The organism is Flagellimonas hymeniacidonis (genome assembly GCF_008040165.1).
GTDB lineage: Bacteria > Bacteroidota > Bacteroidia > Flavobacteriales > Flavobacteriaceae > Flagellimonas > Flagellimonas hymeniacidonis.
Map to the genome: position 1 here is coordinate 1329193 of NZ_VRUR01000002.1, position 22474 is coordinate 1351666.

Sequence of the window (22474 nt, forward strand, 5' to 3'; positions counted from 1 at the left end):
GATCCAAAACTATGACCAACTCCCAATTCTTGTATAAGCGCATGCAGAAAAAGAAAAATTTAACCTCTATACTATTGCTATTAGTAGGCCTTTATGCCATTGGACAACAAGATTCACAGTATACCCAATATATGTACAACACCCAGATAATAAATCCTGCGTATGCTGGGTCAAGGGAAACACTTAGTATTGGTCTTTTAGGGCGTACGCAATGGACAGGTTTTGAAGGATCTCCTCAAACTTTAACATTTACAGCAAATGCTCCCGTAGGTTTATACAACAGCATGGGACTGGGGCTTTCAATTGTGCATGATGAAATAGGCCCTGCAATAGAGTCAAACATCACAGTTGATTACTCCTACACTATTGATGTCTCCCGAACTGGTAAATTATCTTTTGGTTTAAAAGGTGGTGTTGACTTGTTGGATGTTGACTTTAGTAAACTGAGCGTTTTTGACCAAAGCGATCCCAATTTTCAAAATAATATAGACCAAAAATTACAACCCCAAGTTGGAGCAGGTTTATACTTTAAAACGGAAAGATTTTATGCTGGTTTGTCAGTTCCTAACTTTTTAAATTCCAAACATTTTGATGAAAGTTCCCTCCAAAATGGAAACACTAACAGCATTGCCGTAGAAAGACTCCACTATTTTCTTATGCTAGGTCTTGTTTTTGATTTAAATAGGAATCTAAAATTTAAGCCAGCATCTCTGATTAAAGTAGTAAGCGGTTCTCCTCTACAATTGGATGTATCAGCCAATTTTATGTTTAATGAAAAGTTTGTCTTTGGCACTTCATATAGATGGGATGCATCGTTGAGTGCCATGCTTGGGTTTCAAGCCACAAAATCGATTTTTGCTGGATTGGCCTATGACTACCAATCCACTGATATTGAAACCTACAGTGACGGATCTTACGAGGTTTTCTTACGATTTGACATCTTTCATAAATCCGATAAAATCATGATTCCACGATTCTTTTAAGAAAGCCTCCTATGAAAGTAATAACCAAGAGAAAATTATTTGTTGTTGTATCTATTCTTCTGATAAGTAATCTCACTTACAGCCAAAAAAGTAAAATCAAAAAAGCAAATGAAGAGTTTGACAAATATGCTTTTATAGATGCAAGAAAAATATACCTAAAAGTAGTTGATGCTGGTTATGAATCTGCGCAAGTATTTAAAAAATTAGGGGACACCTACTATTTTAACAGCGAATATGAAGAAGCAGTAAAATGGTATAAAAAATTGATAGAAAAATATCCAAAAGAATTGGAACCAGAATATTTCTATAGAGCAGCGCAAACATTTAAGAGCATAGGAGAATATCATATCTCCAAAAAATTGATGGGTGAATTTGCTTCTAGGTCCGCTACCACTAGAATTGCTAAAAACTTTATGGAAAATTACCCCGCATTGGATAGTTTAGTTGATTTTCAGTCCAAAATATTTGAAATTAAAAATATCACCAACAAAATGTCCAGTTCTGATTTTGGACCCTCATTTCATAACGATAAAATCGTATACGCATCCTCATCGGTGAATATAGAAGGAGACAACAAAACACATGACTGGACAGGTCTTCCCTATTTAAATTTATATGAGGCAGAAATAGATGAAGAATGGCAACTGATCAACCCTAAGTTATTAAAAGGGGACATTAATTCTCCTTATCATGAATCGTCTGCTGTATTTACAAAAGATGGGATGACCATGTATTTTACCAGAAATAATTACATCGACGGTAAGGAAAAGAAAAATCAGAAAAAACTTATAACCTTAAAAATTTATAAAGCCACAAAAAAGGAGGATGGAACATGGGGAAATGTTCAGGAGTTATCATTCAATGATGATTCCTATTCCGTTGCCCATCCAGCTTTAAATCCAGATGAAAATCGCCTGTACTTTTCTTCAAACATGAAGGGAACTCAAGGGGAGTCTGATATCTGGTATGTGGATATCATTGGGGATTTTTTTTATGGGACTCCAGTAAATCTCGGTCCTGAGATTAATACGGAAGCTCGTGAGACCTTTCCTTACATCAGTAAAAATAATAACCTCTACTTTTCAAGCGACGGCCATATGGGATTAGGAGGGTTGGACATTTTTGTCGTTTCCTTACAAGAAAACGGTGAGTTTAGCGAGGTAACCAACCTAAAACAACCCTTAAATACAAATATGGATGATTTTGGGTTTATTCTAGATGAAGAAAAACAAATAGGTTACCTTTCCTCTAATAGAGATGGAGGTGCTGGTAGTATTTCAGATGATATATATAGAGTATGGGAAAAATGTGGGGATATAACCATTAAAGGTGTGGTTTTAGACGCAGTTATTGAGAATCCAGTTGCTGACTCTGTGGTTTCGCTGTTAGATGAGGATAATAATGTTGTATCACAAACCACAACCAATATAGATGGTTATTATGAATTTTTAAATCTAGTCGACTGTAGCAAGCAGTATGCCATTCGAGTTGAAAATGATGATAAAGAATATGAACCCTCAGAACAAACCATTACAACGCCTCGCGGATCTCACTCTTTAGAAGTAAACATAGAACTTACTCCCCCAGAATGCGCTGTTAATGATTTAGGGTGCAGACTCAATTTACAACCTATCTATTTTAATTATGGAAAATATAGTATACGGTCAGATGCAGAGATTGAATTGGCAAAGATTCTTCAAGCCATGAAAGAATACCCTCATTTAGAAATTCATATTGAATCCCATACAGATTCAAGATCTAGCAGCCTTTTTAATCTCAAATTATCAGAAAAAAGAGCTTGGTCCACTATGCAGTGGTTAGTAAATAAGGGTATAGATCGCAGCAGACTCACATCTAAAGGTTATGGCGAAACCCAACTATTAAATAGCTGTTCCAATGGAGTAGATTGCTCAGATATGGAACATGAGTTAAACAGAAGATCTGTATTCATCATCAAAAAATAATTATAAACGATTCTTTTTCAATAACTTACAACTTATGTGATTTTTTTGGCACGCTGTTTGGTATTTAGTAATCAGAATGTAAATAGTTGCATTTTGAATTTAAAACCTTATAGTATGAAAAAGTTAATACTCGTTATAGCAGCGGTTCTTTTAGGTACACCAAGTATCAAAGCAACCACGACAGAACATAAGGTTGCAACCAGCAATGCTTATAGATATGGAAACTCTTTCATTTTCCAAGAAAATGGAATAACGTTTTCAGTATACCCAGATGGAGAATTTGATTTTTATTTAAACAATCAAGTAAATGTAGGTGTGGGTGCACGAATCGGTAATGTTGGAATCACTTTTAATTCAGGATACAACTATAACCCATATGTACAGTATGATGACTATGGTGCTGTAATCCAGATAGAAAATATTCCTATATACTATGATCCCTATGGACGTGTATCTCAAATAGGAAGTGTGGACGTATGGTACAGAAATGGTCGAGTTCGCAGAGTAGGTGGATTAAATGTGTATTACAACGGTGGAGTATTTAGCCACTATACAGGATACATTAATATCTATAACAGACATTATGTGTATAGACCTTTCCACAGGTACTTTGTTAGACCTGCAATATCATATTGTAATGTATATAACAGACCTTATAGAAGGTATTATAGTCCTGCACGATATACCTATTACAGACCATATAGATACAACCATAGAAGAAGTTATGCATCTATTGGTAAAACATATAGAAATGACAGACATTATAGAAGAGACAATATCTATAGAAATGATAAAAGGGTAACAAGACGTAACCATAGTGTTAGAAGAGATGGAGGAAACTATGGAAGAAGTAACAGATCCGTAGGTCAGTCTGACTACAGAAAAGGAAATGTTGCAAGACGTTCTGACAACACCGTAAGAAGAAATAACGGAAACGTTGGAACTAGAAGAACTGTTAAGCAGAGTGATTATAGAAAAGGAAATACGGTAACGCGTTCTAACAATACAGTCAGAAGAAACAACGGAAACGTTGGAACTAAAAGAACTGTTAAGCAGAGCGATTATAGAAGAGGAAATACGGTGTCTCGTGGAAATAAAGGCAGAACTGTAACACAAAAACAGGTTACAAGAAAGCCAAGTAGTAGAACCGTGACAAAAAGAGAGGTTACCACTACCCCACGAAGCAGAACAGTTACAAGAAGTACAACTAGTACGTATAGAAAGCCACAGGCTAGAAAAAGTACAAGTAGGTCAGTAGCTAGTAGAAGCAGTGCACCAAAAAGAACAGTTTCCAGAAAAACAAGTACAACTGTTAAGAGAAATTCAGGAAATACAAGTTCAAGAAGAAGTAGTAATTCAGGCACTAGAACAAGAAGTTCGCGAAGAGTGCAATAAAGATAGTTTTTAGGTTGGTTAGTTGTTTACCCCGTAGTTGGATTTATCCACTACGGGGTTTTTCTTTACTCCTCCTCTCTCCTTTTCAACCATTTTGAAAGGACACCAGAAACATCCTCAGAGATTTCAAAGCGAAATAAAATTCCCAAGTACATTGCTACTATCAATGCCGATTTTAAAATGATATTCAGAATGGGATGAAATGAAAACTGTAAAAACTGGAAAAGTACACCTAGCAATAATAGTAACGCAAAGACTTTAAATGTAGCAGCCGTAAAAGGTAAAAAGCCAAACTTCAATTTTACAAAGATTAGCTTTACCAAATTAAAAATGACAATGGCAATAAAACTAGCCAAAGCTGCACCCTCCATTCCAAACTCAGGAATAAGAAAAAGGTTCAACAGTATAGTTAATAAGGCTAAACATATTCCAAAAACAAGCACTGTTTTATAGTATTTGGAATTGTAAAGGATAGAATTGTTGTTGCCAAGCATAGAATCAAAAACCTTGGCCAAACCAATAAGAAAAACAATGGCAAACCCATTTCGATACGATTCTGGGAGCAGTTGATATAAATCTTCCATATTCAGAATAATCAACACAAAAAGAATTCCCGATGCAATAAACAACGTCAAAGAAGTTTTTTTATACAGTTTTTCTAGTTCAAAATGATTCCCAGAGTTTAATAGTTCCGCAGTTAAAGGATATGTAATCTGGTGCATGGCCCTTGAAGGCACAATAATCACGGTAGCTATGTAGACCGCCACTCCATAATAAGCAACATTTTCAATTTTAATAAATTGGTTCAACATTACCTTATCTATTTCCAATAAAATTACTGCCGCAGAACCTCCAAGGATAATTAGAAAACTATAGTTTAATATTTCTTTAGTATTTGATGGAAATTGAATGCTCCATTTCGGAAATCGGATACTATAGGCATACACCTTCATAATAATGGTTCGCAAAAGGTAAAGACCTACCAAACTCTTAATAAAAGTGTCTAAAGTGACAATTTCTAAGTGAAGTAACAGCAGTAGCGCTAAAACACCTATGCGCCCAAAAACCTCTTTCATAAAGTTTCCGAAAACCGATTTTAAATGCACCTTGCACCAGGCGTAAAACACCTCAAAATAGCCCATAGCAAGACCAACCAAAAACACATACCAGATATAATCTTTCACCAATGCATTCTCTCGGGAAAAAAAAGCAGAAATAGTATCATGGAAGAAAAACGTGATTAGTCCAAGAGGTATAATACCCAAGAGAGGCGTGAGCAACATCAAACTTAAGAATCCATTCTTTTTAGAATCCTCATAGCTGCTATAAAACTTAACCATAGTATTATGAACTCCAAAGGCCATGAGAGGCATTAAAATAGCACCCGAAGCCAATATAAAAGTGACTAATCCGTAATATTCATCTGGTAAGATTTGAGTATACAGAAATAGGGTGTTTACAGCCCCAAAAGCAAAGCCTGCATAGGTAATCGCTATATTCTTTAAAGATTGTTTTAAGACGATTCCCATTGAATATAATTTGCTAATGCGCGTGTCAATTCTCTTCTATGGTATTTCTCAATTCCTGTTGAATTGACTACCAGTGCTCCTTTTTGATATAATTCAAACCAATCTAAAAGTACATTTTTTAAAGCAGCCGAGTCTCCTGGCGTAAAAACCGCTCCAGAATTTGTTTCTGAAATAATAGTACCTCCCTCCCATTCTCTTGGACCGATGGCCAAAATGGGGCGTTTGGCATTCAAATATTCAAAAAGTTTGCCCGGGATAATACCTTTTGTCTCCTCAGAGTCTATTTCCAATAATAAAAGTAATTGCGATTTCCGTTGAACTTCCAATATTTGATTATGGGGAAGGTAGCCAAGTTGCACTACACAATTTTCCAATCCACAGGCCTTAACAGATTGCAAGACCTCTTCTCCTACGACTCCGGCAAATTGTATTCGCAATTGCTTTTTAAACGCTTCATTCTCAGCAGTCAATTCTTGTAACGCCTTCCACAATGACTTTGGATTTCGCCTTGTAAGCAACGAACCTATATGGGAAATGGTAAACAACCCATCCATTTGAATCTCTCCCAAATTATCGTCAAAACCATTGGTGATAACCCTTATCGGTTTAGCAGTAATTTTTTCAAACTCTTGTTTTGTGGTATTACTGGTAACTATAATTTTATCCGAGGTGTTAAGAACTATATATTCCAATTCCTTATGTTTTCTTTGCGAAGCTTTTGTCAACCGCAATTTACTATGATAGCCAATAGTGGTCCAAGGATCTCTAAAATCAGCTATCCATTCAATCTGATGTTGCTTTTTTAACCCCATTCCTATTAAATGGACGCTATGTGGAGGTCCAGTTGTAACAATAGTCTGAATACCTTGTTCTTCAATTACTTCGGATAGATACGTGATTGATGGTTTAACCCATAACTTTCTGGCATCAGGAATAAAAAGATTCCCTCGAATCCACAGCAGCAATTTCTCCACAAAAGATGGTTCCTTTTCTTGGATAACCCCAGAACTTATGGTCTTCGTTTTCTTTTTAGAAAGCATTGAAGCCCACTTATAAGGCTCTACTATAGGTTGTTTTAAAATCTGAATATCTTTTGGGATTTCATGTGCCAAATGGTCATCTACTATGGGGTAGTTTGGATTTTCAGGCACATAAACAACAGGTTCAATCCCAAAATCCTTTAAGTATTTTACAAATTTCAGCCATCGTTGCACACCTGGCCCACCCGCAGGTGGCCAATAGTACGCTATGACCAAAACTTTTTGCATTATGCCTTTTTGGATTTCTTGGGTCGGAAAGAATACCCTATACCACCAACAACAATAAGACCCAATAGGATACAGCTTGCCAAGGTAATTTGACTGCCAGTCTTAACTACTTCAGGCTCAAATTTGAATTCGATTTCGTGCTGCCCTTCAGGAATCTTGATGCCTCGCAGTGCATAGTTTACTTTGTAATGCGGTGTTGTCTTTCCATCAATATATGCTTGCCATCCAGAACCATAGTGCATTTCAGAAAATACAGCAAAACCGGCATTTGCATTGTTAGATTGATACTTATTATAATTAGGTCTATAATCTGTTAGTGTTATGGAAGCCAGGGAATCTATCTCATAAGTATGTTTGGTTACTGTAGGGTAATCATTGGTATTGATGACGGCCTCCAATTTTGAATCGAATGCTGTAAGCTCCAGGATTTCATCATTTGCTGAACGTACGGGTTTCAGTTTTTCAACAAACCAAGCATTGCCATTGGCATTATCATTAACCGCTGGAAAACTATTTCCTTCTTCATCTTGTTGAATAATATACTTTACATTCAACATATTTAGAACCTGTAAATTGTTTTGGTACAGATGATAATCAAACAAATTTTGTAACTGTCGTGGTTTGGCCGCATGGTAGCCCCCAACCGATTTATGAAAATAAGAAGTTCTTGCCCCATTTAATCCTTCCTGTGGGTCAAAAACCCGAAATATGGTTTTGTCCTGTTGAATCAATTCATCTATTTGATTTACTTGAAATGGTGTATTTACCATACGTTGACGTACAAAACTGTCTTCATTTACATAGCGAAGGTTCACTCCAATCAAATCAAACAAAATCAATGCGCCCAAAACCAGAGCAACTAGATTTTTTCCAATCTTTTCTTTTACAAATAGCCATAAAGCTACCGCTGCGAGTGATACAAAAATCAGCGAACGAATCGTATCATTGATATAAACGGCCTCGCGGTCTCTTATAATCATCGTCATCAATTCATCCCCAAAATAACCACGATATGTTTCATCCCGTAGTCCTTCAAAATCGAAGAATCCCTTAATTAAAAATATAAATACCCCTAATCCCAAAGTGATAAAAAAACTAAGTTTAAGCCCACTTATTTTTTTCTTTGGTTTCAAAGACTTTCTAAAAAGCTCACGAATTCCGAGAATTCCAAGTACCGGTAAGCATAATTCTAAAACTACCTGAATAGAAGATACTGCCCTAAACTTGTTATATAATGGGAAGTAATCAATCATGAAATCGGTTAATGCAGGAAAGTTTTTACCCCATGACAATAACAGCGAAAGAATTGCGCCAGTAAGTAACCACCATTTCTTTTTTCCCTTAACCACTACAATTCCAAGAATAAATAAAAAGATAACAATAGCACCTACGTAGGCAGGTGCAGCTACGATAGGTTGTTTCCCCCAATAGAGTGGCAATCCACTAGAAAGCTCTAAAGCCTTGGTTGGAGAAAGCCCTTGCCCAGTTAGATATTCATATGCTTTGGATTTTTTCCCCAAATCTTCATTTGTGGTACCACCAAACAAACGTGCCGAAAATAGATTTAAAGACTCCGCTATACCGTAACTATACTGTGTAATGTATTCCCTATCCAGCCCACTTTGCAGCGCTTTTTCGCTTCCGTCTGGATTAATAGTTAATTCCGATTTTCCCCGAGTACTCCAATCGGCATACTCTTTTGTGGCCATTAAGCCTGTAGCGTTGGTGGCTATGGATAAGGCCACCGCAGCAATCAAAATTCCCACGGATGTAAAAAAGTGTTTTAATTTTCTGTCCTTGATTGCATAAATCAGCTGCACAAGTCCTAAAATCAATACCAATAACATAAAGTAATAGGTCATTTGGTAATGATTGGCACTTATTTCCAGTGCCATGGCCAAGGCCGTTAATATAAAACCCCACAAATATTTCTTTCGGAAGACCAAGACAATCCCGCCCAACACCATTGGAATATACCCCAGCGCATGTGCTTTTGCATTATGTCCCACACCAAGAATGATAATGAGATAGGTTGAAAAACCAAAGGCCAGTGCCCCTAAAATTGCCAACCTGTATTCTACTTTTAAGCAAAGCATCAAGACATAAAATCCTAACAAATACAAAAATAGATAATCGGCAGGTCTGGGTAAAAACCGAATCAATCGATCTAGTTTTTTTATGTAGTCATGAGGATAGTTAGCTCCAAGTTGATAGGTAGGCATTCCACCAAAGGCACTATTGGTCCAATATGATTCTTCACCTGTGAGCTCCTTATGATCATTGCGCTCTTTTGCCATACCCTTGTACTGGGCAATGTCCGATTGAAAAATTGCTTTTCCTTGAAGTACTGGATAAAAGTATACAAGCGAAGCAAGAATGAATAAAGCAATTACACAGATATGGGTGATAATAGCTTTTGGAGAAAGACTCATGGATTGATTTTGAAAAGACAAATATTAGTCAATTTCTTCAAAATCTATATATTCTCCAACTTTTTTTGAAGGATTGGATTTTTTAAAAGGCTTTTTAGAAAATGTAGGCTCCTTTTCCGTTTTAGATTTGTTTCCAAAATCCTGATAATTACCAAACTGCTGCCCAAAACGCTCTTCCGTTTTTCTCATGGCATAGTTCAGTAATTTGGGTGCCAACCATTTTAGCAGCATTTTCGCTGCGTAGTATACTAATACAAGTATTAAAATCGTTTGTAATAAAACCATATAATAATAACTATTGCGTCAAAATTACATTGTTAGTCTATTAAAAGGCCCTAAAGTATCTTAAAATAGTATTAAAATCAGTTATATGGATCTTCATATTGTAAAAAAAGTCCTTTTCACCCTCTGTCTTATTCCCCTTTTTACCAGCGCACAATATACGGACGTTATCAATTCTAACAGGCCAGGTAGAGCGGTAAGTGCTTATGCTGTAGGAAAAAACGTAGTTCAGGCGGAAGTAGGGCTTGTATATGAACAACAAGATGATGCTTCAATAAATTCTGACTCCAATATTTTTGGCGCAGATATTTCCCTTAGATATGGGTTGCTTTTTGAAACATTGGAGATCAACTATGAAGGAACTTTTATAAACCAAAACATAACGTTTACCGATTTAGGCACAGATGAAACCAGAACGGATTTCACTAGAAATAGATTAGGACTCAAATATCTCATTTTCGACCCTTTTAAAAATCCAGAAAACAACAAACCGAACTTATATAGCTGGAGAGCCAATAATGTTTTTCAATGGAAAAATTTAATTCCAGCAGTTTCTCTTTACGGAGGAGCAACATTTAATTTGGGAGAGAATCCATTCTACGTAGGTGATCCAACCATTTCGTACCGTGGGGCAATTGCCACGCAAAGTCGGCTTTCACCAAGATTTGTGCTTATTTCCAACATTGCTTATGACAGAATTGGAACAGATTTTCCAGAACTGAGCTATGCGGTTTCAGTCACCCATGCCTTTAGAGATCCTAAATGGAGTGTTTTTATTGAGAACCAGGGCATAAAAAGTGATCGGTATTCAGATATTTTATTGCGCACTGGTGTGGCGTATTTAATTAGTCCGAATTTTCAGGCCGATTTTCATCTGGGCTCCAATTTTAAAAATTCACCCTCCCGTATTTTTGCTGTTTTGGGTTTTTCACAACGTTTAGATTTTCATAAAGACAAGTTGGTCCCTATCGAAGATCAAAAGACAGGTGTAAATGGAAAGATCCGTAAAAAAGATGTCAAAAAGAAAAGAAAGAAAAAGAAAAAAAAGGATAAAGATGATCTAGACTTCTAAGTTTTACAGCTATCATTTTTCTTCTGATTAGAATATTGCTAATATTGGCCTTACAAAAATTAATGTATGGTCACCATTAAGCAAGCGCAGTCCAAAGCTGATTTAAAAAAATTTGTAAAGTTTCCATTTTCCCTCTATAAAGATTCTCCATATTGGGTGCCACCCATTATTAACGACGAACTTGAATCTTTTAATCCTGATAAAAATCCAGTTTTCAAGAGCGCTGAAGCTTCATTTTACCTTGCTTACAAGGATGATAAGATTGTAGGCCGTGTTGCTGCAATCGTCAATTGGTTGGAAGTAAAGGAACAGAACCTTAAAAAAATGAGGTTTGGCTGGTTTGATTTTGTTAACGATTTTGAAGTATCTGAAGCCTTATTACAAAAAGTTGAAGAAGTAGGAAAGCAACATCAACTAAACTATATGGAGGGTCCTGTAGGATTTTCCAATTTAGATAAGGTAGGTGTGCTTATTGAAGGGTTTGACCATATTGGAAATATGATTACGTGGTACAATCATCCATACTATCAATCCCATTATGAAAAACATGGTTTTGTAAAGGAAAAAGGATATTTAGAAGACAAGTTTTTATTTGCCAATGCTGACCCAAAAATCTTTTATAAAGCCAATTTATTAATAAAAAAACGCTACAAGCTTCGAGAGCTAAATTTTACAAACAGCAAGGATATTATGCCTTGGGTAGATAAAATGTTTGATTTATTCAATAGTTCTTACGCCAGTCTTTCCTCTTTTGTTAAAATCACAGATGTTCAGAAAGAATACTTTAAGAAGAAATATATAAGCTTTATTAATCCGGAGTACATCAAATTTGTCGTGGACGAACAAGATCAACTTGTAGCTTTCGCCATTGTAATGCCTTCGTTTTCAAAAGCGCTTCAAAAAGCTAAAGGAAAGTTATTCCCAACGGGAGTCTTTCATTTGCTAAAAGCTAAAAAACAAAGCAAGGATGTAATTTTCTATTTGATCGGTATTCGTCCGGAATATCAAAGTAAGGGGGTAACAGCCATTATTTTTAATGAATACTACAATACCTTTCAAAAAAGAGGAATCGTAAATTGCATTAGAACTCCGGAGTTGGAGGAGAATACTGCTATACGGCAAATATGGAAACATTTTGATCCTGTTACCCATAAAAAGAGAAGAACCTATCGAAAGGATTTATGATTTAGTATATACGGTTATATGCCTATCTGTTAAGCCTTAGCCTATGAAAAAAATTTGTGTGTTATTTTTTGTGCTTTCACTAGGGTGCGCCAAAACTAGTAAAGTCAAGAAAGATAGCCCTGCTTTGTACACCTATGATGTCGAGGAGCGAATAAAGGAACTAGATATTACACTAGCTCCTCAAAAGTTACCTAAAGGCCTAAAAATTGCAATGGCAACAACAAGCAATAACCTTGTTTATTTATCAGGAAATGGCCCAATAAAGCCTTCAGGAGAACGTATAATAGGAAAAGTTGGGGTTGACTTAACTGTTGAAGAAGGATATGAGGCAGCCCGAATAACAGCAATTAACCACTTAAGTATTTTAAAAGAAGAAATTGGAGACCTTAATAAGGTGGTAAGGATTGTAAAAGTGCTTGGTATGGTAAATTCGAACAGTTCATTTGAAGATCACCCCAAAGTGATTAATGGGTATTCAGATGTACTGGTGGAAATTTTTGGGGAAAGAGGAAAACATTCTCGATCTGCAGTAGGTATGGCTTCACTGCCATGGAACTTGGCTTGCGAAGTTGAAACAATCGTTGAGATACAACCCTAGCCTTTCATCATTACATTGAATTTTTGGTTATTTTTAGTCAAGTGCTAATCTATTTTCCCGCGCGGAAATCACTCTAAAGTCTTAAGGATGAACAACAGAAGAAATTGGCTAAAACAAGTAGGGCTCGGTATTGCTGGATTAGGATTGAGCAGTTTTGATTCGGTATCCTTTGATGAAAATTTCAGCCTTCAACATGCTTTCGATGAGGACACTATCTTTTTAAGTTCAAATGAAAATCCATATGGTCCTTCTCCAATGGCAAAAAATGCCATGATAGAAAGCCTTTCTAAAAGCAATCGATATGGCATGGAAATCACTATGCAGCTGGCCCGTGCCCTAGCTGAAAAAAATCAAGTTTCCAGTGATAACATAATAATGAGTCCCGGTTCATCAGCCATACTAGACATAGTGGCAAGATTTGCCGGAATGCAAAAAGGGAATTTTGTAACCGCAGAACCCACATTTAACTATTGGGGATCTGTAGCTGAGGCATTGGGCCTAAAGAAAATAGGAGTATCATTAACTGACGATAAAAAGCATGATCTAGATACCATATTAAAGGCCATTACTTCAGAAACCAGATTGGTATATGTGTGTAACCCTAATAACCCCACAGGAACCATTTGTGAACATGAAGAGCTAAAATCTTTTATCGAAAGAGCATCGCAGAATGCCTTGGTCCTTTTAGATGAGGCATATTTGGAGTTTACCGATGAAAAATCTATGACAGCGATGGTGAAGACCAACAAAAATCTCATCATTGCCAAAACGTTTTCAAAAATCTATGGATTGGCTGGGGCAAGAATTGGTTATGCGCTTGCCCATAGCGATACCATTAAAAAACTAAAACAACTGCAAACATGGGCTGGTATTGCCCTAAGTGTTGTTTCCTCTTCGGCTGCCCTTGCAAGCTTAAATGACAATACGTTTATTGATTCTACTCGGAATTTTAATAAAGATGCCAGAACATATGCCATTACAGAACTGGAAAGAATTGGCATTCCCTGCATTCCTTCCTACACTAACTTTATCTATTTTTCCTTAAAAGATTATGAAAAGGACTTTTTCCAACAATTAAAAGCGGCCAATATTATTGGCACAAGAATTTATGAAACAGAAGGGGAATGGTCACGAATCACTGTTGGAACAATGGACGAAATGAAAGCTTTGTCAAAGGCTTTGGGTTAAAATCTTATTCCCCCATGGCCGCTGCAACAGCTGCCGACAATCGCTTATAGGTGCCATTTTGAAGCCTTTCCCGTATACTCGAAAAAGCATCTAATGTTTCAGCGATATCTTGCATGGTGTGCGTAGCAGTAGGAATCAATCTGAGTAGAATTAATCCTTTAGGTATTACAGGATAAACTACTATAGAACAGAATATTCCATGATTTTCTCTCAAATCCTTAACCAAAGCCATAGCTTCTGGGATACTCCCGTTTAAATATACCGGTGTTACACAACTTGTGGTGGTACCAATATCAAAACCACGCTCTTTAAGTCCATTCTGTAGCGCATTAACATTCTCCCAAAGCTTAGCTTTAAGTTCTGGCATCGTGCGCAACATATCCAAACGTTTTAAGGCTCCCTTTACATAAACCATAGGTAATGATTTAGCAAACATCTGGGACCTTAAATTATACTTTAAATACTCTATGATTTCCTTATCTGCAGCTACAAAAGCCCCAATACCCGCCATAGATTTGGCAAAAGTTGCCAAGTAAACATCAATATCATCTTGGATTCCTTGCTCCTCGCCTGCTCCAGCTCCCGTTTTGCCCAAGGTTCCAAAACCATGTGCATCATCCACAAGCAATCTAAACTTGAACTTCTGTTTTAGTGCAACAATTTCCTTTAGAATGCCCTGCTCTCCACGCATTCCAAATACACCCTCAGAAATCACTAGAATTCCGCCACCTGTCTCTGTAGCCATCTTTGTTGCCCGCTCCAAGTTTTTCTCTAAACTTTCAGGATCGTTATGCTTAAAGGTGAAACGTTTGCCCATATGCAAGCGTACTCCATCAATAATGCAAGCATGACAGTCAACATCATATACAATAATATCATCTTTAGATACCAACGCATCTATAACCGACATAAATCCTTGATAGCCAAAATTTAATAGGTAAGAAGCTTGTTTATTAACAAATGCAGCCAATTCTTGCTCCAATTGTTCATGGAAATCTGTATGACCACTCATCATACGAGCACCCATAGGGAAAGCCGCCCCATACTCATAAGCTGCATCACCATCAACTTTCTTAACCTCGGGTAGATTGGCAAGTCCTAAATAATCATTGATACTCCATGTAATGACATCCTTTCCTTGGAATTTCATTCTGTTAGAGATAGGTCCTTCTAATTTTGGGAATACAAAATATCCTTCTGCCTGTGACGCCCATTTCCCTAAAGGTCCCTTGTTCTCAATGATTCTATCAAATAAATCTCTCATCTACCTCTAAATTGTTTCAAATGCAAAAATATAGATTTTTGCTAAGCTCACATAACGAAATTTGTATATAAAAAAACGGCAATGTAATCCATTGCCGCTCAGACTCTTAATACATCAATTTGAGTTTTACTTGATGTATTCTATTTTTTCTGGGGTTTCAGCATTCTGAATATCGAAAAATCCTTGATTTTCCATCCATTCATTACTGTATACCTTGCTCATATATCTTGACCCATGATCAGGGAAGATAACTACAACATTGCTATCTTCTGAAAATTCGCCTTCTGTGTTTAATTGATATAAGGCCTGCATTGCAGCACCACTGGTATAGCCAACGAACATTCCCTCTGTATGCGCAATTTTTCTGGCCATATGGGCACTTTCCCCATCAGTAACCTTCACATAGCGATCAATGCAGTTGAAATCAGTAGCTGTAGGAATCAAATTTTTGCCAAGGCCTTCTATTCTATAGGGATACACCTCATTATGGTCAAATTCGCCTGTTTCGTGGTATTTTTTAAGTACAGAACCATAGGCGTCCACACCTAAAATTTTTACATCTGGGTTTTGCTCCTTTAGGTATTGGGCAATTCCCGAAATAGTACCTCCTGTTCCGCTACATGCAACCAAATGTGTAATAGCCCCATTCGTCTGATTCCAGATTTCTGGCCCCGTTGTTTCATAATGCGCCTTTATGTTAAGCTCATTAAAATATTGATTGATATATATAGAATTATTGGTTTCGCTATGCAAGCGTTTTGCGACTTCGTAATATGATCTAGGGTCATCTGCACTAACATGCGCAGGGCAGACATATACTTTTGCCCCCATAGACCGAAGCATGTCTATCTTATCTGGTGAAGATTTTGAACTTACTGCCAAAATACATTTGTATCCTTTTACAATACTCACCATTGCCAAACTAAAGCCGGTATTACCAGAGGTAGTCTCAATAATTGTGCTCCCTGGTTTGAGCAGCCCTTTGCGTTCTGCTTCTTCAATGATGTAGGCCGCTATTCTGTCCTTTGATGAATGCCCAGGGTTAAATGCCTCAATCTTGGCATAAAAATTTCCGGTAAGTGGCTCGGTAATCTTGTTTAACCTAACTAGGGGGGTATTTCCAATTAAATCTAGGATATTGCTATGCGCATTTATCTGTTTTTCCATAACTGGTTTTAGGTAATGAATAAACACTGAAAGTCTTCAAAATTTATTCGGCACAAAAATAGTATTTTTTAATTTAAGGGGCTTTACCCTCCAAATCTAATATAAATGCGTACTCTTTGGCTGTTTCCTTTAGGGATTCAAACCTGCCGGAAGCTCCGCCATGGCCAGCATCCATATTGGTGTCCAAAAACAACAGTTGGTCGTCTGTTTTATGTTCTCTAAGCTTGGCCACCCATTTAGCTGGCTCCCAGTATTGCACTTGGGAATCATGAAGCCCGGTTGAAACATAAATGTTTGGGTATTCCTTGGCCTCAACATTATCATAAGGTGAATACGATTTCATGTATTCGTAATATTCCTTTTCATTGGGATTCCCCCATTCGTCATATTCCCCAGTGGTCAAGGGTATGGAATCGTCCAACATTGTAGTCACAACATCCACAAAGGGAACCGAAGCGATAACGCCCTTGTACAGTTCTGGAGCCATATTGATCACGGCTCCCATCAATAATCCACCTGCAGAGCCCCCACTAGCATACAGATGCTCCGGACTTGTATATTGTTTTTCTATAAGGAATTTAGAACAGTCGATAAAATCGGTAAATGTGTTCTTCTTCCGAAGCATTTTTCCATCTTCATACCAAGGTCTGCCCAAGTATTCTCCCCCACGAATATGGGAAATGGCGTACACAAACCCCCTGTCCAAAAGGCTCAATCTTACAGAAGAAAAATAGGGATCAATCGTACTTCCGTAAGAACCATAGGCATATTGCAGCAACGGACTTGTGCCATCCAAAGGGGTGTCTTTGTGGAAAACCAATGAAATTGGAACCTTTACACCATCCCTCGCCGAGGCCCAAACGCGTTGAGTGCGGTAATTGGATTTATCGAAATCGCCACCCTGCACCTCTAGCTCCTTCAGGATTTTTTGTGTTTTATCTTCCATGTTGAAATCGATGATGGCATAGGGAGCACCCATTTCATTATAATAATAGCGAAGTTCCTTGGTGTCAAAATCCACGTTTACGGAAGTTCCGGCCACATAGGTCTCACTTTCAAAAGGCAAATAATAGCTATCACTACCATCCCAACGGGATATTCGGAGTTCATTAAGGCCATTTTTACGTTCAGAAAGCACATAATGGTCCTTAAAAATATCCACATCCTCAAGCAATACATCTTCGCGATGGGGAACAAATTCCTCCCAATTGTCAGATGCTGTGTTATTGGAGGAAGTCTTCATCAACTTAAAGTTGGTGGCGCCGTCCTTATTGGTCAAAATATAAAAGTGATCTTGGTAATGGGCAATGGAGTACTCAACCCCTATTTCCCGTGGTGAAAACATCTGAAAATTACCATTGGGGTTGTCCGCGTCCAAAATCTGGTATTCCGAGGTAAGTGTGCTCATCGAACCGATGATAATGTATTTTCTAGACTTGCTTTTATACACAAAAGCACTAAAAGTCTCATCTTCTTCATGAAAAACGAGTTCATCCTCAGTGGGCGACGTACCCAAAATGTGCTTATAAATACGATCGGACCGTAGGGTCACCGGGTCTTTTTTGGTATAAAACAGGGTCTTATTATCATTGGCCCAGACCGAACCGCCCGTAGTATTTTCAATTTTATCAGGGTAGACCTCTCCCGTTTTTAGGTTTTTTATTTGGATATCGAACTGTCTTCGAGAAACGGTATCCACTCCAAAAGCTGCCACAGTATTATCCTGACTGATGGAAATTCCCTTTAGTTTAAAAAAATCCTGCCCTTTGGCTAGTTCGTTGCAGTCGAACATGATTTCCTCTGCTGCATCTAAATTCTCTTTTTTCCGGGAATAGACGGGATACCCCTTGTCTTCTTCAAACCGGGTAATGTACCAATAGCCGTTCAGTTTGTAGGGAACGGAAGAATCGTCCTCCTTGATACGGGATTTCATTTCCAGAAAAAGCTCCTCTTGAAACTTCTTCGTGTGGGCCGTCATTTGCTCGTAGTATGCATTTTCGGCATTCAGGTAATCAATAACCTCCTGGTCATCCCGGTTTTTCATCCAATAATAGTCATCCACCCTAACATCACCGTGCTTTTCAAGCTTCGTTGGCTTTTTTTTGGCGATTGGGGGCTTTATCATCAATTCTTCCATATGATTTTTACAAGAGCCAGCAAAAATAAGGCATAAAATGATAAAACAGCTACTGAAATTGGAATGCTTCATGGGTTATGATTTGTGCCAAATTACTACATTTGGGTTGTTAAAACGAAAAAAGGAATTCTATGTTTGGAGATATCATGGGCATGATGGGTAAACTAAAAGAAACTCAAGAAAAAGTAAAAGCAACCAAAGAGCGTTTAAATACCATTTTGATTGATGAAAAATCCTCTGATGGGCAACTAAAAATCACACTGACCGCTAACAGAGAGATCAAATCAATAGAAATTGATGATACCCTTTTACAAGATAAAGAGCAACTACAGGATTATTTGGTTCTTACCCTCAACAAAGCTATTGAAAAAGCCACTGCTGTTCATGAGGCAGAGTTAGCTGCAGTTGCAAAGGAAGGCATGCCCAATATTCCTGGGATGGATTCTTTGTTTAAATAGTTGTCGGTTGATGGTTAATGGAAATCAGACATTACCTTGACAACTGCTTACTTTTTACTGTTTACTATTTATCGAATACTGAGTTAAGCACACCCAAGAAACGTGAATGCATCTTGTCCGTATAATCCAAATGCGTTACAATGCGCAATTTGCCCTGTCCCATTCCAATGATAAAAATGTTGTTTTCTTCCAATTTGGATAGAAAACTTTCCGAAGACATTTTGGCTTCGTTCAATTCAAAAATGATAATATTGGTTTCAATTGGTTCTACTTTTTGAATACACTCCAATTGGTTAAGTACCCGACCAATTTCTCGAGCCTTTGTATGATCTTCTGCAAGACGGTCAATATGGTTTTCCATGGCATAAATAGCCGCCGCTGCTAAAAAACCAGATTGGCGCATACCTCCACCCAATACTTTTCTAACACGTAGGGCATCATCAATCAATTTTTTATTCCCAACCAAAACGGATCCCACGGGACAACCAAGCCCTTTGCTAAAGCAAACACTAATCGTATCGAACAATTTACCGTATGCTCTGGGGTCTTCACTTTTGGCTATCAATGCATTCCACAAACGTGCTCCATCTAAATGGTAGCTCAAATGATGATTTTCACAAATACTTTTAATTTTTTTTAATTCTTCAAAGTCCCAACAAGCTCCTCCTCCCTTATTTGTAGTGTTTTCAATACATACCAAAGAGGTCAAAGGGCTGTGGTAAAAATCTGGCGGATTTATGGACTGCTCCACTTGCTCAGCAGTCATCATTCCTCTGGAACCATCCACCAATTTACAAGACACACCACTATTAAAACTAACTCCACCACCCTCATAATTGAAGACATGCGCATATTTATCACAAATTAGCTGTTCTCCTGGCTGCGTATGTAACTTAATTGCAGTTTGATTCGCCATTGTTCCACTAGGGAAAAATAGCGCAGCTTCCATACCAAAGTACTGGGCCACCTTTTCCTCCAAAGCATTGACACTTGGGTCATTTTTAAACACATCATCCCCTACTTTGGCGGTCATAATCGCCTCTAGCATTCCCCCAGTTGGCCTGGTGACCGTATCGCTTATCAAATTTATTTCCATAAAAAAGCGCCTTTTAGTGCATACAGTCCATTCCTATGGGTGAACCATCAGGAATTTTAGGTGAAGGAATAACTTTAAAACTAGTAGGCGTCTTAAAAAAGTCATCTATTCTGCGTAACATTTCAGCAGATGTTGTGCTCTTTTCGCCATTTAAGATTGAAGTCCTAAGCTCCTTTAAAACTTGGTAGGCTACGCCATTGACTTGCGGATGCACTTTTGTGTGTGCGGCCAAATTCATAATATGATACAGTACCCTAAAATTAATGGTTTGCTGTGTTTCTTCCAGGTATGCATCCTTATGATGTTTTTCTACTGTTTTGTCCAGCACCGTATTTAACACCTGTTTCAATCCCATCTGGTTTTTATCAAGACTCTTTTGTAAAATTAATCTTGAGGCACGCTCAGGGTGTAATAAAAGTCCCAAAGTCATATCTGCCGATGTTTCAACTGCTGATAATGCATCAAAAGAAACCCCAGTTCGGCTATTGAAGGATTCTCTAGTTCTCCCGTAGCCTATGGCTCTGGGAGGAAAAAGCACCAACTTTTCTTGAGGAATTGCCATTTCTTTGGAATCTAATGTTCTTAATATGGTCTTTAATGCATTTTCTTGGGTTGCGGAACTTATTGGATATACGGTGCGTTGTCCGTCTCCCTTTACGGTATAATTGTAATCCAATCCACCAACAAGTTTTGAAACCGCTTCTGTTTGATATCTGTGAAAGAAGAACAACGGCGCAAAAACATCCTCTAATGCTGAATTTGGTTCTCCACTTCGAATGTTGTCCATAGAAAAGTTATTGATTGCGGTCTTTCTAATCTCTAGGACATTGTCCAATTCCTGTGAAGCATTTCTTCCATTATCCCATAAATGCGCTAAGGCATGCGCACCACCTTGAGGTCTGGCATCTTGATCCGAAATATATCGTAACCCATCTGTCTGTGCCTTTTGCAAGATTGCATTCAAGCCTTCTTTTTCGTCTGCCGCACTACCAAAATCTGCATAGGAATAGGCTACTGTTACTTTATCCCATGCACCAATACCGGTATCATATGCCTTTGAAAAATCAATAGCTCCATCTTTCAATTCAAATTGAGGGTGTGGATAGTCCATCACAGAGGCTCTTCCATTTGTGCTGGCTGCAAAGTTATGGGCGAACCCGAGGGTGTGTCCAATTTCGTGTGCTGAAAGCTGGCGAATCCTCGCCAAAGCCATTTCCAACATCGGCTGATAGTTGTCATCACGCTCTGCAAAGGGCTTGTTCATTAAAGCTTGTGCAATTAAAAAATCTTGTCGAATCCTGAGACTTCCCAAACTTACATGTCCTTTAATGATTTCTCCTGTTCGCGGGTCGGTAATGCTACTTCCATAGCTCCAGCCCCTGGTAGATCTATGCACCCATTGAATTACGTTGTATCTGACATCCAGTGGGTCTGCATCATCAGGTAAAATTTTAAGTTGAAAAGCATCTTTGTATCCGATTGCTTCAAAAGCCTGGTTCCACCATTTTCCGCCATCAAGTAAAGCAGAACGAACAGGTTCGGGAGTCCCATTATCTAAATAGTAAACGATTGGCTCCACAGCTTCACTTACTGAAGCTCCCGGGTTTTTTTTCTGTAGTCGATGTCTGGTAACAAAACGTTTTAAAATAGGTTCTTGTACTGGAGTGGAATAGTCATAATATGAAAAAGGATATGAACCACATCTAGGGTCAAAAACTCTTTTTTCATACTTATCATCAGGTAATGCAATAAGCGAATGGTGTTGGGCTACGGTTACCAGTGAAGGGTTTGGTGTTACTGAGGTAATTAGATTCCCTTCAGGGTTTCCTTTGAATGTAAGGGTAACATCAAACTCCGTATTTTGCGAAAATGCTTTGGTTCGTTCAAAAGCCAAAGCACTCTTCGATGTGTCCAAACTGTATGATCCTTGTCCAGTGCCTTTCAATCTATTGGAAACTCCATGAGCATCTTGCATTAAAAAATCGGTAATATCGATAAGATAATTTCCTTTGCTTTCTTCTTCAATAGTAAAGCCAAAAAGCACAGATTTTGCAAAAGCTTGCTCCACAGATTTACGTTCCAATTGATTTTGGGTAAGTGCCCTGAATTTTAGATTGGGTTGTATTAAAAGAAGTTTATTCCCAGCTTTTCTAAAAAAGACAACTTGCTCGTTGCCCAATTGGCCACGGTCTAGGCCAATATCATTACTACCTATTCCACTACTAAGGGAGTATACATATAAAAACTCCTTTTCCAATTCATTGACTTCCAAAAATATTTTGTCCGTTTCATCATCATAATAGAAATTAAAATAACCATTGAATTTTTGATAATCCTTGGTTTTATCAAAGCTTTGGGCGTTTAAAAAACTGGCAGTAAGTACAATGGGTAAAATGTAAAAAAGGTAATTTTTCATATCTGAATTAGTTCTAGCTAAAATTATATAAATTTCGTTG

Annotated in this window: 17 protein-coding genes; 8 read left to right on the forward strand and 9 right to left on the reverse strand. The window is 37.7% G+C overall.

Annotated features, from left to right (window positions below):
* The first annotated feature begins 11 nt into the window (after positions 1–11).
* The 3 genes from FVB32_RS14930 to FVB32_RS14940 all read left to right on the forward strand — a co-directional run bounded on the left by FVB32_RS14930 (position 12) and on the right by FVB32_RS14940 (position 4342).
* Positions 12–983, forward strand: coding sequence for a PorP/SprF family type IX secretion system membrane protein (locus tag FVB32_RS14930; protein ID WP_147744631.1), 972 nt, complete (start codon positions 12–14; stop codon positions 981–983).
* A gap of 11 nt (positions 984–994) precedes the next feature.
* On the forward strand, positions 995–2947 hold the full coding sequence (locus FVB32_RS14935; RefSeq protein WP_147744632.1) for an OmpA family protein: 1953 nt from the start codon (positions 995–997) through the stop codon (positions 2945–2947).
* A gap of 114 nt (positions 2948–3061) precedes the next feature.
* A complete protein-coding gene (locus tag FVB32_RS14940; protein WP_147744633.1) occupies positions 3062–4342 on the forward strand; it encodes a hypothetical protein in 1281 nt (426 codons plus the stop codon).
* Positions 4343–4407: 65 nt separating this feature from the next.
* Here FVB32_RS14940 and FVB32_RS14945 read toward each other — a convergent pair whose 3' ends face one another.
* Genes FVB32_RS14945 through FVB32_RS18060 form a run of 4 tightly spaced genes read right to left on the reverse strand, consistent with a single transcriptional unit; the run spans position 4408 to position 9856 of the window.
* Positions 4408–5871: a lipopolysaccharide biosynthesis protein gene (locus tag FVB32_RS14945; RefSeq protein ID WP_147744634.1), complete on the reverse strand. Its 1464-nt coding sequence runs from the start codon at positions 5869–5871 to the stop codon at positions 4408–4410.
* The gene (locus FVB32_RS14950) at positions 5856–7139 is read right to left on the reverse strand and encodes a glycosyltransferase family 4 protein (RefSeq protein ID WP_147744635.1); all 1284 of its coding nucleotides are present in this window, start codon (positions 7137–7139) and stop codon (positions 5856–5858) included. Before FVB32_RS14950 ends, FVB32_RS14945 begins: the two co-directional genes overlap by 16 nt.
* Positions 7139–9571, reverse strand: a complete 2433-nt coding sequence (locus FVB32_RS14955) for a YfhO family protein (RefSeq protein ID WP_147744636.1) — start codon at positions 9569–9571, stop codon at positions 7139–7141. Before FVB32_RS14955 ends, FVB32_RS14950 begins: the two co-directional genes overlap by 1 nt.
* 24 nt (positions 9572–9595) lie before the next feature.
* Positions 9596–9856 carry a DUF4834 family protein gene (locus FVB32_RS18060; RefSeq protein WP_147744637.1) on the reverse strand — a complete coding sequence of 87 codons (261 nt, stop codon included), beginning with the start codon at positions 9854–9856 and terminating at the stop codon, positions 9596–9598.
* Positions 9857–9941: 85 nt separating this feature from the next.
* Between FVB32_RS18060 and FVB32_RS14965 the strand changes: the two genes are divergently transcribed.
* The 4 genes from FVB32_RS14965 (at position 9942) to hisC (ending at position 13896) form a co-directional block, all read left to right on the forward strand.
* Entirely contained in the window at positions 9942–10925 is a 984-nt protein-coding gene (locus FVB32_RS14965; protein ID WP_147744638.1) for a transporter, read from the forward strand.
* A 66-nt stretch (positions 10926–10991) separates the two neighbouring features.
* Entirely contained in the window at positions 10992–12110 is a 1119-nt protein-coding gene (locus FVB32_RS14970; protein ID WP_147744639.1) for a GTP cyclohydrolase, read from the forward strand.
* Between the two features lie 43 nt (positions 12111–12153).
* Entirely contained in the window at positions 12154–12708 is a 555-nt protein-coding gene (locus FVB32_RS14975; protein WP_147744640.1) for a RidA family protein, read from the forward strand.
* Between the two features lie 87 nt (positions 12709–12795).
* Positions 12796–13896 carry a histidinol-phosphate transaminase gene (gene hisC / locus FVB32_RS14980; protein WP_147744641.1) on the forward strand — a complete coding sequence of 367 codons (1101 nt, stop codon included), beginning with the start codon at positions 12796–12798 and terminating at the stop codon, positions 13894–13896.
* Between the two features lie 4 nt (positions 13897–13900).
* Here the strand turns inward: hisC and FVB32_RS14985 are convergent, their stop codons facing one another.
* From FVB32_RS14985 to FVB32_RS14995, 3 genes are all read right to left on the reverse strand, one after another.
* Positions 13901–15160 carry an aminotransferase class I/II-fold pyridoxal phosphate-dependent enzyme gene (locus FVB32_RS14985; protein WP_147744642.1) on the reverse strand — a complete coding sequence of 420 codons (1260 nt, stop codon included), beginning with the start codon at positions 15158–15160 and terminating at the stop codon, positions 13901–13903.
* 126 nt (positions 15161–15286) lie between these two features.
* The gene (locus FVB32_RS14990) at positions 15287–16327 is read right to left on the reverse strand and encodes a PLP-dependent cysteine synthase family protein (protein WP_147744643.1); all 1041 of its coding nucleotides are present in this window, start codon (positions 16325–16327) and stop codon (positions 15287–15289) included.
* A 73-nt stretch (positions 16328–16400) separates the two neighbouring features.
* On the reverse strand, positions 16401–18536 hold the full coding sequence (locus tag FVB32_RS14995; RefSeq protein ID WP_147744644.1) for a S9 family peptidase: 2136 nt from the start codon (positions 18534–18536) through the stop codon (positions 16401–16403).
* A gap of 59 nt (positions 18537–18595) precedes the next feature.
* Here FVB32_RS14995 and FVB32_RS15000 point away from each other — a divergent pair, with 59 nt between their 5' ends.
* Positions 18596–18922 carry a YbaB/EbfC family nucleoid-associated protein gene (locus FVB32_RS15000; protein WP_147744645.1) on the forward strand — a complete coding sequence of 109 codons (327 nt, stop codon included), beginning with the start codon at positions 18596–18598 and terminating at the stop codon, positions 18920–18922.
* A gap of 64 nt (positions 18923–18986) precedes the next feature.
* Here FVB32_RS15000 and FVB32_RS15005 read toward each other — a convergent pair whose 3' ends face one another.
* Positions 18987–20018, reverse strand: a complete 1032-nt coding sequence (locus tag FVB32_RS15005) for a threonine aldolase family protein (RefSeq protein WP_147744646.1) — start codon at positions 20016–20018, stop codon at positions 18987–18989.
* 13 nt (positions 20019–20031) lie between these two features.
* The gene (locus tag FVB32_RS15010; protein WP_147744647.1) at positions 20032–22434 is read right to left on the reverse strand and encodes a zinc-dependent metalloprotease; all 2403 of its coding nucleotides are present in this window, start codon (positions 22432–22434) and stop codon (positions 20032–20034) included.
* Positions 22435–22474: the final 40 nt, after the last annotated feature.

Bases quoted from the DNA above. Each gene is read 5' to 3' on its own strand.
- FVB32_RS14930 (WP_147744631.1), top strand. From the start codon at position 12: ATGACCAACTCCCAATTCTTGTATAAGCGCATGCAGAAAAAGAAAAAT.
- FVB32_RS14935 (WP_147744632.1), top strand. From the start codon at position 995: ATGAAAGTAATAACCAAGAGAAAATTATTTGTTGTTGTATCTATTCTT.
- FVB32_RS14940 (WP_147744633.1), top strand. From the start codon at position 3,062: ATGAAAAAGTTAATACTCGTTATAGCAGCGGTTCTTTTAGGTACACCA.
- FVB32_RS14945 (WP_147744634.1), bottom strand. From the start codon at position 5,871: ATGGGAATCGTCTTAAAACAATCTTTAAAGAATATAGCGATTACCTAT.
- FVB32_RS14950 (WP_147744635.1), bottom strand. From the start codon at position 7,139: ATGCAAAAAGTTTTGGTCATAGCGTACTATTGGCCACCTGCGGGTGGG.
- FVB32_RS14955 (WP_147744636.1), bottom strand. From the start codon at position 9,571: ATGAGTCTTTCTCCAAAAGCTATTATCACCCATATCTGTGTAATTGCT.
- FVB32_RS18060 (WP_147744637.1), bottom strand. From the start codon at position 9,856: ATGGTTTTATTACAAACGATTTTAATACTTGTATTAGTATACTACGCA.
- FVB32_RS14965 (WP_147744638.1), top strand. From the start codon at position 9,942: ATGGATCTTCATATTGTAAAAAAAGTCCTTTTCACCCTCTGTCTTATT.
- FVB32_RS14970 (WP_147744639.1), top strand. From the start codon at position 10,992: ATGGTCACCATTAAGCAAGCGCAGTCCAAAGCTGATTTAAAAAAATTT.
- FVB32_RS14975 (WP_147744640.1), top strand. From the start codon at position 12,154: ATGAAAAAAATTTGTGTGTTATTTTTTGTGCTTTCACTAGGGTGCGCC.
- hisC (WP_147744641.1), top strand. From the start codon at position 12,796: ATGAACAACAGAAGAAATTGGCTAAAACAAGTAGGGCTCGGTATTGCT.
- FVB32_RS14985 (WP_147744642.1), bottom strand. From the start codon at position 15,160: ATGAGAGATTTATTTGATAGAATCATTGAGAACAAGGGACCTTTAGGG.
- FVB32_RS14990 (WP_147744643.1), bottom strand. From the start codon at position 16,327: ATGGAAAAACAGATAAATGCGCATAGCAATATCCTAGATTTAATTGGA.
- FVB32_RS14995 (WP_147744644.1), bottom strand. From the start codon at position 18,536: ATGAAGCATTCCAATTTCAGTAGCTGTTTTATCATTTTATGCCTTATT.
- FVB32_RS15000 (WP_147744645.1), top strand. From the start codon at position 18,596: ATGTTTGGAGATATCATGGGCATGATGGGTAAACTAAAAGAAACTCAA.
- FVB32_RS15005 (WP_147744646.1), bottom strand. From the start codon at position 20,018: ATGGAAATAAATTTGATAAGCGATACGGTCACCAGGCCAACTGGGGGA.
- FVB32_RS15010 (WP_147744647.1), bottom strand. From the start codon at position 22,434: ATGAAAAATTACCTTTTTTACATTTTACCCATTGTACTTACTGCCAGT.